The organism is Streptomyces sp. W16, from assembly GCF_033194735.1.
Taxonomy (GTDB): domain Bacteria; phylum Actinomycetota; class Actinomycetes; order Streptomycetales; family Streptomycetaceae; genus Streptomyces.
This window is the reverse complement of the sequence record NZ_JAWOAI010000327.1, coordinates 1-11442: the sequence shown is the minus strand read 5'-3', so window position 1 is coordinate 11442 and position 11442 is coordinate 1. Positions and strand designations below refer to the sequence as shown.

Genomic DNA, 11442 nt, shown 5'->3' with positions numbered 1-11442 from the left:
GTGGGTGCGGTACCGCGCCCAGAACCGCACGGCGGACCGGCGGCGGCGCTGCCAGGCGAGCGTGCGCGGACCGGCCTGTGTGACGGGGGGAGTGGTCATCGGCCCACCCGGGGGTCGAGCAGCGGATAGACGAGGTCTGCCAGTGTGTTCATGACGATCACCGCCGCGGCGAAGAAGAGGAACAGGCCCTGGACCAGGGGCAGATCGGGCACGCTGAGGGCCTGGTAGAACAGCCCGCCCAGGCCGGGCCAGGAGAAGACCGTCTCCACCAGGATCACGCCGGCGACCGTACGGCCGAGGTTGACGAAGACGAGGGTGACGGTGGGCAGCAGCGCGTTCGGGACCGCGTGCCGGCGCCGGACCAGGTCGTCCCGAAGTCCCTTGGCCCGCGCGGTCGTCAGATAGTCGCTGCCCATCTCGTCGAGCAGCGCGGAGCGGGTGACCAGCAGGGTCTGCCCGTACTCGACCGCGACCAGCGTGACCACCGGCAGGACCAGATGGTGGGCCACGTCCAGCACGTACGCGAAGCCCTCCTTGCCGCCCGACTCCATGCCGCCGGTCGGGAAGAGCCCGGGGATCGGGCCCACGCCCACGGAGAACACGATGATCAGCAGCAGGCCGAGCCAGAACGACGGGACGGAGTAAAGGGTCAGCGCCAGACCGGTGTTGAGCCGGTCGGAGAGACTGCCGTGCCGCCATGCCGAGCGGGTGCCGAGGAACATGCCGAGCGCGGTGTACAGCACGAAGGCGGTGCCGGTGAGCAGCAGGGTGTTCGGCAGCGCCTCGGTGATCTTGTCGATGACGGGCGCCCGGAACTGGTACGACGTCCCGAGGTCGCCGGTGAGCGCCTTGCCGCAGTAGTCGGTGAACTGCTCCCACAGTGGCAGGTCGAGCCCGAACTCCCGGCGGTACTCGGCCAGTTGACCGGCCGAGATCGGACGGCCACCGGTCATGGTCTTGACCGGGTCGCCCGGGATCAGCCGGAACAGGAAGAAACCGGTGACCAGGACGGCCAGCAGCGAGACGACGGCACCGCCCAGCTTGCCGGCCAGGTAACGGACGTACCCGGTCCGGAGGCGCACCCCCGGACCGGCCGTCTCCTCCACCGGTGCCGATGTGACGTCAGCTGCCATGAACAGCCGTCCCGCGCACCGCTGTTGAGGATCGGCGCATCGCTACTCCCGGTCCTCGGCGGTGGACCGGCGCCGCACCGTGAACAGGACCAGCGCACCGACGACGACCAGCCCCCCGACGACGATGCCGGTGATCGCCCCGCCCGAGAGCCCGCCGGACGACGATCCGTCGGAGGCCGCCGGAACCGCCGACCACCAACTCCAATAGCCGTCCTGCCCGTAGATGTTGCCGCCGCCGCTGGGCATCGTCTCGATGGACTTGATCTGGTCGGTGCGGTAGGCCTCGACGGCGTTCGGGTATGCCATGACGTTCATGTACCCCAGGTCGTACAGCCGGGACTCCATCTGCTTGACGATGTCCGCCCGCTTGACCGGGTCGTACTCGGCCAACTGCTGGGCGTAGAGCTTGTCGTACGTCTTGTCGCAGACGAAGTTGTCGGTCGCGCCGATGTCCTTGGGGGTCGCCGGAAGGGCCGCGCAGGTGTGGATGGACAGCACGAAGTCCGGGTCGGGGTTGACGGACCAGCCGTCGAAGGCGAGGTCGTACTTGCCCGCGAGCCAGGGGTCGGTGACATTGTCGAGGCAGTCGAGCGTCACGCCGATGCCGAGCTTGCCCCACCACTCCTTGAGGTACTGGCCGACCGCCTTGTCGTTGGGGTCGGTGGCGTGGCACAGCAGGCGGTAGGTGATCGGCTTGCCGTCCTTGCCGACCCGTTTGCCGTCACCGTTCTTCTTGTAGCCCGCCTGGTCGAGGAGTTGGGCCGCCTTGGTGGGGTCGTAGGCGAGTTCCTGGCTCGCCGACGGTTTCCAGAAGTACGTCGAGAAGCGCGGCGGGATGTAGCCCTCGCCCTCGACGGCGTGGCCCTGGAACACCTTGTCGATGAGGGTCTTGCGGTCTACCGCCATGAACAGGGCGTGCCGGACGTTCTCGTTGAGCAGGGACGGGTCGCCGTCGCCGAAGTGCGTGCCGTTCTTCGCCTGTGCGCCGGGGTTGGTGGCGAGGGCGTAGAAGCGGCGGCCGGGGGCGTCGTTGACCTTGATGTCCTTCTCGCCCTTGAGGGAGGCGGCCTGAGCGGGTGTCAGGGCGGGGGAGCCGGCGACGAAGGAGACCTCGCCCTTGCGCAGCGCGGCCACCGCCGCGTCCTGGTCCTTGTAGTAGCGGAAGACCAGCTCGTCGAACTTCGGCGCCCCGCGCCAGAAGGACTTGTTGGCCTTGAGCCGGACGTAGCTGTCGGCCTTGTAGTCGGTGAGGACGAACGGGCCGTTCCCGACGATCGGGAAGGTCTTGTCGTTGTTGAACTTGGAGAGGTCGCCGGCCTTCGCCCAGATGTGCTCGGGCACGATCGGCACGTCGAGCGCGGTCATCGTCGCCTGCGGCTTCTTCAACTGGATGACCAGCTGGGTGGGGCTCGGGGCGGTGACCTTCGCGAAGTTGGTGACGAAGCTGCCGTTGGCGGTGGCGGCGCCCGGGTCGGTCATCATCTTGTTGAACGTCCACGCCGCGTCGGCGGCGGTGGCCTGCTGCCCGTCCGACCACTTGGAGTCCGAGCGGATCGTGTACGTCCAGGTCAGCTTGTCCGGCGACGACGTCCACTTGGTGGCCAGACCCGGGACGGTGTGGTTGTCCTTGGGGTCGTAGTTGGTGAGGTAGTCGTACATCAGCCGGCCGATGCTCGTGCTGACCAGGCGGCTCGCCAGGAAGGGGCTCAAGGAGTCCACGCTCTGCGCGACGGCGACGGTGAGGACCTTGTCGCTCTCCTTCGCCTTGGCCTCGGCCTGCTGCGGTGCCGGGTTGAGGGGGGTGGCGAGCGCCGCCGTGAGGGCCAGGGCACCGGCCGCTCCGGCCACCAGCCGGTGTAAGCGACGGGGCCGCGGTCTTCTGGGGCGTGAGTGCTCTGTGCCGTTCCGGTCCTGAGTGCTCATGGTCCTGACCTCGCGCTTGACCAGGTGACGCCGGGCTGGGTTGAAGAGTGTGTCTATCAGCGCCGGTCGGCGCCCGTCAACGGCGCATGAAAGCCCATGTGGCCTGCGGAAACAGCGAGTTGACGGACCGATCGGAGGTTTATTGGTCCAAACCACTGAAGCGTGCCTGGTGGGGCCCTGGTGGTGGAGCCGGGACCGTTTCGGCCGATGGCGTCACCCCTCTCGCGCGCGGCCTGTGCTGCATTCGGGTGACTGCGTGTGCGGGGTGCCCAATTTGTGCAGATATTGGCCGGTAGTGGATCGATCTGGATCGATCCGGATCGGCTTTCTGAGGAGGCACTCGATGCGTGGAGCCACGCACGCCAAATGGGCCGCTTGCGCGGCGGCGGTAGCCCTCGCGGCGACCGCCTGTGGGAGCGGCGGGAGCAGCAGCGGCGGCAGCGGTGGTGACGGCAGCGCGGTGCTCAGCGCCTCCTGGGGGGACCCGCAGAACCCGCTGGAGCCGGCCAACACCAACGAGGTGCAGGGCGGCAAGGTCCTCGACATGGTCTTCCGCGGTCTGAAGAGGTACGACCCGAAGACCGGCAAGGCCGAGGACATGCTCGCCGACAAGATCGAGACCACGGACTCGCAGAACTTCACGGTCACCGTGAAGAGCGGCTGGAAGTTCAGCAACGGCGAGGCCGTCACCGCGAAGTCCTTCGTCGACGCGTGGAACTACGGCGCCAGCCTCAAGAACAACCAGAAGAACGCGTACTTCTTCGGGTACATCGACGGCTACGACAAGGTCCATCCCGACAGCGGTTCGCAGAGCGCCACCACCCTCTCCGGGCTCAAGGTGACCGGCACCGACACCTTCACCGTCAAACTCACCCAGAAGTTCTCCACCTTCCCGGACACCCTCGGCTACGCGGCGTACTCCCCGCTGCCGTCGACGTTCTTCTCCGACCACGCGGCCTGGCTGAAGAAGCCGGTCGGGAACGGCCCGTACACGATCCAGTCGTACACCAAGGGCTCGCAGATGGAGCTCAAGAAGTGGGACGGCTACACCGGTGCGGACAAGGCGCAGAACGGTGGCGTGACCCTCAAGGTCTACACCGACAACAACACCGCTTACACCGACCTGATGGCCGGCAACCTCGACCTCGTCGACGACATCCCGGCCTCGCAGCTCAAGAACGTCAAGAGCGACCTCGGCGACCGGTACATCAACACGCCCGCCGGCATCATCCAGACCCTCGCGTTCCCGTACTACGACAAGGACTGGAACAAGAGCGGCTCGGAGAAGGTCCGCCAGGGCCTGTCCATGGCCATCAACCGGGACCAGATCACCACCACGATCTTCCAGAAGACCCGCACCCCGGCCACCGACTGGACCTCACCGGTGCTCGGCACCGAGGGCGGCTTCCAGGACGGGCTGTGCGGTGACTCCTGCAAGTACAACCCCACCGAGGCGAAGAAGCTGGTCCAGGAGGGCGGCGGCCTTCCCGGCGGCCAGGTCAAGATCACGTACAACGCGGACACGGGCTCGCACAAGGAGTGGGTGGACGCCGTGTGCAACTCCATCAACAACGCGCTCGGCAACGACAAGGCGTGCGTCGGCAACCCGGTCGGCACCTTCGCCGACTTCCGCAACCAGATCGGCCAGCACAAGATGTCCGGGCCGTTCCGGGCCGGCTGGCAGATGGACTATCCGCTCATCCAGAACTTCCTGCAGCCGCTGTACTACACCAACGCCTCCTCCAACGACGGCCAGTGGTCCAACAAGGACTTCGACAAGCTCGTGAACGAGGCCAACGCGGAGACCGACACCAGCAAGGCGATCAAGCTCTTCCAGCAGGCCGAGGGTGTCGTACGGGACAACATGGCCGCGATCCCGCTCTGGTACCAGAACGGCAGCGCGGGCTACTCCGACCGGCTCTCCAACGTGGCGCTCAACCCGTTCAGCGTCCCCGTGTACAACGAGATCAAGGTCGGCTGAGCCCGCATGGGACGGTACGTCGTCCGGCGACTGCTGCAGATGATCCCGGTCTTCATCGGCGCCACACTGCTGATCTTCCTGATGGTGAACGTGATGGGCGACCCCATCGCGGGCCTGTGCGGCGACCGGCAGTGCGACCCGGCGACGGCCGCCCAGCTCAAGCGCGAGTTCGGCCTCGACAAGCCCGTGTGGCAGCAGTACCTGACCTACATGGGGAACGTCTTCACCGGTGACTTCGGTACGGCGTTCAACGGCCAGAAGGTCACCGAGCTGATGTCGACCGCGTTCCCCGTCACCATCCGGCTGACCGTCGTGGCGATCGTCATCGAGGTCGTCGTCGGCATCGCGCTCGGTGTGATCACCGGCCTCAAGCGCGGCCGTCCGATCGACACCACAGTGCTGCTGCTCACCCTGATCGTCATCTCCATCCCGACCTTCGTCACCGGTCTGCTGCTGCAACTGCTGCTCGGCGTCGAGTGGGGCTGGATCAAACCCTCCGTCTCCACGGACGCGACCTTCAGCGAACTGATCGTGCCGGGCCTGGTCCTGGCCTCGGTCTCGCTCGCCTACGTCACCCGGCTGACCCGGACGTCCATCGCGGAGAACCGGCGCTCCGACTACGTCCGCACGGCCGTCGCGAAGGGCCTCCCGAGACGCCGGGTGATCATCCGCCACCTCCTGCGCAACTCCCTGATCCCCGTGGTCACCTTCATCGGCACCGACATCGGCGCCCTGATGGGCGGCGCGATCGTCACCGAGCGGATCTTCAACATCCACGGCGTCGGCTTCCAGCTCTACCAGGGGATCGTGCACCAGAACACGCAGACCGTGGTCGGCTTCGTGACGATCCTCGTCCTCGTCTTCCTGGTCGCCAACCTGCTCGTCGACCTCCTGTACGCCGTACTCGACCCGAGGATCCGCTATGCCTGAGCAGCCGTTCGAACCGGAGCGCGCCATCGCCGGCACCGGCATGGGCGGCGCGATGGACCTCGCCACGAGCGAGGCGGAGACGCTCGAAAAGACACCGGGCGGACCGGAAGGCACGGGACCCCAGGACAGACCCCGCAGCCTCTGGTCCGACGCCTGGCGCGACCTGCGCCGCAACCCCGTCTTCATCATCTCCGCGCTCGTCATCCTCTTCCTGGTCGTCATCTCCCTCTGGCCGTCCCTGATCGCCTCCGGCAACCCCCTCAAGTGCGACCTCGCCAAGGCCCAGGAGGGCTCCCAGCCGGGCCATCCCTTCGGCTACGACGGCCAGGGCTGCGACGTCTACACGCGCACGGTCTACGGCACCCGTACGTCGGTGACGGTCGGCGTCCTGGCCACACTCGGCGTCGCGATCTTCGGCTCGGTGCTGGGCGGACTCGCCGGCTTCTTCGGCGGAATCTGGGACTCGATCCTGTCCCGCCTCACGGACATCTTCTTCGCGATCCCGGTGGTCCTCGGCGGCCTGGTCCTCCTCTCCGTGGTCACCAGCAACACGGTCTGGCCGGTCATCGGCTTCATGGTGCTGCTCGGCTGGCCGCAGATCTCCCGCATCGCCCGCGGCTCGGTCATCACCGCCAAACAGAACGACTACGTCCAGGCCGCGCGGGCACTCGGCGCCTCCAACTCCCGCCTCCTGCTACGCCACATCACCCCGAACGCGGTCGCCCCGGTGATCGTCGTCGCCACCATCGCGCTCGGCACGTACATCTCGCTGGAGGCGACCCTGTCCTACCTCGGAGTGGGCCTGAAGCCGCCCACCGTCAGCTGGGGCATCGACATCTCCTCGGCGTCCCAGTACATCCGCAACGCCCCCCACATGCTCCTCTGGCCGGCCGGAGCCCTGGCGATCACCGTCCTCGCGTTCATCATGCTCGGCGACGCGGTGCGCGACGCCCTCGATCCGAAGTTGAGGTGACGGTGTGATGACGCCGGAATGGCGTGCCATGCGGTGGCGCCGGGCCCTTGCCGGGGGTCGGGGGTGGGCCGTCGGTGGGGTGACGGGCGTGGGTGTGGTGTCCGCGCCGGTCGATCGGTGTGGTTCGGACGGGGCGGCCCAAGTCGGGGCCGGGTTCGGTGTGTTCGGCGGCGCGGTGTGCGGCGCTTCTGATCCGAAGGTGAGGTGACCGGCGTCATGCTGCTCGAAGTGCGGGACCTGCACGTGGAGTTCAGGACCAGGGACGGGGTCGCCAAGGCCGTCAACGGGGTCAACTACAGCGTGGACGAGGGGGAGACCCTCGCCGTGCTGGGGGAGTCGGGGTCCGGGAAGTCCGTGACCGCGCAGGCTGTCATGGGGATCCTCGACGTGCCGCCCGGGAAGATCACCGGCGGGGAGATCCTGTTCCGGGGCAAGGATCTGCTGAAGTTCAAGGAAGAGGAGCGGCGCAAGGTCCGCGGCGCCGAGATGGCGATGATCTTCCAGGACGCGCTGTCCTCGCTCAACCCCGTGCTCTCCGTGGGCGAGCAGCTCGGCGAGATGTTCACCGTGCACCGGGGGATGTCCCGCAAGGACGCGCGCGCCAAGGCGATCGAGCTGATGGAGCGGGTGCGGATCCCGGCCGCCAAGGAACGCGTCCGCGACTACCCCCACCAGTTCTCCGGCGGTATGCGCCAGCGCATCATGATCGCGATGGCGCTCGCCCTCGAACCGGCGCTCATCATCGCCGACGAACCCACCACCGCCCTCGACGTCACCGTCCAGGCACAGGTCATGGACCTGCTCGCCGAGTTGCAGCGCGAACTCAACATGGGGCTCATCCTCATCACCCACGACCTCGGAGTCGTCGCGGACGTCGCCGACAAGATCGCCGTGATGTACGCGGGCCGGATCGTCGAGTCGGCCCCCGTCCACGACATCTACAAGGCCCCGGCACACCCGTACACCCGCGGCCTGTTGGACTCCATCCCGCGTCTGGACCAGAAGGGCCAGGAGCTCTACGCCATCAAGGGCCTGCCGCCCAACCTCATGCACATCCCGCCCGGCTGCGCCTTCAACCCCCGCTGTCCGATGGCCCAGGACGTGTGCCGGACGGACGAGCCACCCCTGCACGAGGTGGACGAACACCGGGGCAGCGCCTGCCACTTCTGGAGGGAGTGCCTCAATGGCTGACTCGACGGCTGAGCCGATCCTCGAAGTGAGCGGACTGGTCAAGCACTACCCGTTGACCCAGGGCATCCTCTTCAAGAAGCAGGTCGGTGCCGTCAAGGCGGTCGACGGTGTGGACTTCACGCTCAACAGGGGCGAGACCCTCGGCATCGTCGGGGAGTCCGGCTGCGGCAAGTCGACCGTCGCCAAGATGCTGGTCAACCTGGAGCGCCCGACGGCCGGTTCGATCAAGTTCAAGGGCGAGGACATCAGCAAGATGTCGGGCCGCGCGCTGAAGGCCGCCCGCCGCAACATCCAGATGGTGTTCCAGGACCCGTACACCTCCCTCAACCCCCGTATGACGGTGGGCGACATCATCGGGGAGCCGTACGAGATCCACCCCGAGGTGGCCCCAAAAGGCGACCGGCGCAAGCGGGTTCAGGACCTGCTGGACGTGGTGGGGCTCAACCCCGAGTACATCAACCGCTATCCGCACCAGTTCTCCGGCGGCCAGCGCCAACGCATCGGCATCGCACGGGGGTTGGCGCTGCGCCCCGAGGTCATCGTCGCCGACGAACCCGTCTCCGCGCTCGACGTCTCCGTGCAGGCCCAGGTCATCAACCTCCTCGACCGGCTCCAGGACGAGTTCGACCTGTCGTACGTCTTCATCGCGCACGACCTGTCGATCGTGCGGCACATCTCGGACCGGGTCGGGGTGATGTACCTCGGCCGGATCGTGGAGATCGGCAGGGACGAGGAGATCTACGACCACCCGACGCACCCCTACACCCAGGCGCTGCTGTCCGCCGTCCCCGTGCCCGACCCGGACGCGCGGGAGCACCGGGAGCGGATCATCCTGTCCGGCGATGTGCCGTCCCCGACGAACATCCCGTCCGGCTGCCGCTTCCGCACCCGCTGCTGGAAGGCGCAGGAACGCTGCTCGCTGGAGGTGCCGCTGCTCGCCGTACCGGCCGAGTTCCGGCTCGCGAGCGGGCTCGCGGCCCACGACTCGGCCTGTCACTTCGCGGAGGAGAAGACGGTCGTACCGCAGGAAGCGACGCCACCGGAGACCCTGGACGATCTTGATCAGGGCGCGGAATAACCGCACAAACAGGCATCAACCGCGTTAACACACAGGCAACTCGGCCGACCCGATCTCGATATACGGACACGTCAACCTGAACAACGTACGGCCGTGCGGGTGCCGTAAACGGACCGGGGCGCGCCATGTCGCCCCGGTCCGTTGCCCTTTTTTGCGCCTAAACCGGCGCCGCTCTCGCGGACCTGGCTGGTGTTTCGTCGTGGTTCCTCAATTAATGGCTGCGGTGCTCCGTGGAGTGTTGGTGCCCAGTCAGGCCAAGAGCGCGCCGCAGGAAGTCCACTTGAAGCAGCAGCAGGTTTTCCGCGACCTGTTCCTGCGGGGTCATGTGGGTCACCCCGGACAGCGGCAGCACCTCGTGCGGGCGGCCGGCGGCCAGCAGGGCCGAGGACAGCCGCAGGGCGTGCGCGACCACCACGTTGTCGTCGGCGAGACCGTGCACGACCATCAGCGGGCGGTGCGGGTCGGCGGGCGAGGACAGGCCGTCGTCCGTCACCAGGCTGCTCTTCGCGTACGACTCCGGGTCCTTGGCCGGGTCGCCGAGGTACCGCTCCGTGTAGTGGGTGTCGTAGAGCCGCCAGTCGGTGACCGGGGCGCCCGCGATGCCCGCGTGGAAGACGTCCGGGCGGCGCAGCACGGCGAGCCCCGCGAGCCAACCGCCGTACGACCAGCCCCGGATGGCGACCCGGGAGAGGTCGAGCGGGTGGCTCTTCGCGAGGTCCTGGAGGGCGTCGATCTGGTCGTCCAGGGAGACCGTGAAGTCGCGGTGGACGGCCTTCTCCCATGCTGGTGAGCGGCCGGGGGTGCCGCGCCCGTCGGCGACGAGCACCGCGAAACCCTGGTCGGCGAACCACTGCGAGGTGAGGTGCGCGTTGTGCGCGGCGACCACGCGCGGGCCGTGCGGACCGCCGTAGGGATCCATCAAAACCGGAAGCGGGCCACTGCCGTCGTAGTCCCGTGGCATAAGCAGGGCGCACGGGACGCAGCGTGCGCCCCCCTCGGTGAAGGTGATGCGCGGGGACATACCGGGATCTTCGGCGTACGACGCGATCGTCACCGTCTTCTTGCCTTCGCGGAGCACCTGCACCTGCGTGCCCGGCCGGTCCGGTGCCGCCGACAGCAGCACGGTCACGCCCCCGGCGCGCGCTGCCGAGTGCACGCCTGGCTCTTGTGAGAGACGCTCCAGGCCGAGCTCGTTGACGCGATAGACGTGCACCTCGCCGGTCTCCGGGGCGGGTGCCGCCTCTCCCGCCGAGGCCGCGACCAGCACGCTGTCGTCGGACACGTCCAGCACCGCGCGGACGTGCAACTGCGGTCCTGTGAGCAGGCGTTCACCCACCGCGAGCACCCGTGCGCCGCCCTCGTCGGCGATCCGCACGAGCCGCCCGGAGGGGCTCCAGCACGGCACCCCAGGGAAAAGATCAAGCCAAATTGGATCTTCGTCGGCGTGCACCATCCGGGTCGCCCCGGTGTCCGGGTCCACGGCCAGGAACAGCTGGCTGCGCTGGTCCCGGGCCTGCACGAGCAGCAGCGGCGCACCCGCCGCTGACCAGTGCACTCGCGCCAGATACGGGTACCGCGCCCGGTCCCAGACGACCTCCGTGCGCACCCCGTTCAACGCGATCACGTACAGCCGCACCTCCGCGTTGGCCGTGCCCGCCGCCGGATACGCGACCCGCTGCGGCTCACGCTCCGGGTGGGCCGGGTCCGCGATCCACCAGCGCTGCACCGGCGTGTCGTCCACGCGGGCGACCAGCAGCCGGTCCGAGTCCGGCGACCACCAGAAGCCGCGGGTACGGCTCATCTCCTCGGCCGCGATGAACTCAGCCAGTCCATAGGTGACTTGCTCCGACTCCGGCTCGGCGAGCACCCGGTCGCCCTCGCCCTCGGCACCCACGACCCGCAGGGCGCCGCCGGTGACGTAGGCGATGTGCCGTCCGTCGGGGGCCGGGCGGGGGTCGATCACCGGCCCGGGGACGGTGAGTTCACGTGCCGTGCCGACCCGCAGCTCGGCCGTGAAAAGCCGCCCTGACAAGGCGAAAGACGCCAACTCGACCTCGCTGTCGGTGGCGTAGCCGACGATCCCCGCACCGCCCTCGCGGGTGCGCTCGCGGCGCGCCCGCTCCTCGGGCGAGAGGTGCTCCGAGGCGCCGCTGAGAAGGGCGCGCGGGTCCGCCGCGACGCGCTCCTTGCCGTCCGCCGGATCCAGGACCCACAGCCTGTTCGCCCGGTCCGT

Annotated in this window: 8 protein-coding genes; 5 read left to right on the top strand and 3 right to left on the bottom strand. The window is 68.2% G+C overall.

What is annotated here, in order from left to right; all coding sequences use genetic code 11:
* Positions 1-95 precede the first annotated feature (95 nt).
* Positions 96-1133, bottom strand: coding sequence for an ABC transporter permease (locus R6V09_RS33855; protein ID WP_317885283.1), 1038 nt, complete (start codon positions 1131-1133; stop codon positions 96-98).
* A 42-nt stretch (positions 1134-1175) separates the two neighbouring features.
* Positions 1176-3056 carry an ABC transporter substrate-binding protein gene (locus R6V09_RS33850; protein WP_317885282.1) on the bottom strand — a complete coding sequence of 627 codons (1881 nt, stop codon included), beginning with the start codon at positions 3054-3056 and terminating at the stop codon, positions 1176-1178.
* A gap of 343 nt (positions 3057-3399) precedes the next feature.
* Between R6V09_RS33850 and R6V09_RS33845 the strand changes: the two genes are divergently transcribed.
* The 5 genes from R6V09_RS33845 to R6V09_RS33825 all read left to right on the top strand — a co-directional run bounded on the left by R6V09_RS33845 (position 3400) and on the right by R6V09_RS33825 (position 9209).
* Entirely contained in the window at positions 3400-5037 is a 1638-nt protein-coding gene (locus R6V09_RS33845; protein ID WP_317885281.1) for a peptide ABC transporter substrate-binding protein, read from the top strand.
* A 6-nt stretch (positions 5038-5043) separates the two neighbouring features.
* The gene (locus R6V09_RS33840; RefSeq protein ID WP_317885280.1) at positions 5044-5967 is read left to right on the top strand and encodes an ABC transporter permease; all 924 of its coding nucleotides are present in this window, start codon (positions 5044-5046) and stop codon (positions 5965-5967) included.
* Complete coding sequence (locus R6V09_RS33835; RefSeq protein WP_317885279.1) at positions 5960-6940, top strand: ABC transporter permease; 981 nt, start codon at positions 5960-5962, stop codon at positions 6938-6940. Before R6V09_RS33840 ends, R6V09_RS33835 begins: the two co-directional genes overlap by 8 nt.
* Before the next feature lie 216 nt (positions 6941-7156).
* Positions 7157-8131 carry an ABC transporter ATP-binding protein gene (locus R6V09_RS33830; protein ID WP_317885278.1) on the top strand — a complete coding sequence of 325 codons (975 nt, stop codon included), beginning with the start codon at positions 7157-7159 and terminating at the stop codon, positions 8129-8131.
* Positions 8124-9209, top strand: coding sequence for an ABC transporter ATP-binding protein (locus tag R6V09_RS33825; RefSeq protein ID WP_317885277.1), 1086 nt, complete (start codon positions 8124-8126; stop codon positions 9207-9209). Before R6V09_RS33830 ends, R6V09_RS33825 begins: the two co-directional genes overlap by 8 nt.
* Before the next feature lie 211 nt (positions 9210-9420).
* Here the strand turns inward: R6V09_RS33825 and R6V09_RS33820 are convergent.
* Positions 9421-11442 (bottom strand): S9 family peptidase (locus tag R6V09_RS33820; protein ID WP_317885276.1); only part of this gene is annotated, 2022 nt, incomplete at its 5' end.

Coding starts and splice junctions, on each gene's coding strand:
- R6V09_RS33850 (WP_317885282.1), bottom strand. CDS start 3,056: ATGAGCACTCAGGACCGGAACGGCACAGAGCACTCACGCCCCAGAAGA.
- R6V09_RS33845 (WP_317885281.1), top strand. CDS start 3,400: ATGCGTGGAGCCACGCACGCCAAATGGGCCGCTTGCGCGGCGGCGGTA.
- R6V09_RS33855 (WP_317885283.1), bottom strand. CDS start 1,133: ATGGCAGCTGACGTCACATCGGCACCGGTGGAGGAGACGGCCGGTCCG.
- R6V09_RS33835 (WP_317885279.1), top strand. CDS start 5,960: ATGCCTGAGCAGCCGTTCGAACCGGAGCGCGCCATCGCCGGCACCGGC.
- R6V09_RS33830 (WP_317885278.1), top strand. CDS start 7,157: ATGCTGCTCGAAGTGCGGGACCTGCACGTGGAGTTCAGGACCAGGGAC.
- R6V09_RS33825 (WP_317885277.1), top strand. CDS start 8,124: ATGGCTGACTCGACGGCTGAGCCGATCCTCGAAGTGAGCGGACTGGTC.
- R6V09_RS33840 (WP_317885280.1), top strand. CDS start 5,044: ATGGGACGGTACGTCGTCCGGCGACTGCTGCAGATGATCCCGGTCTTC.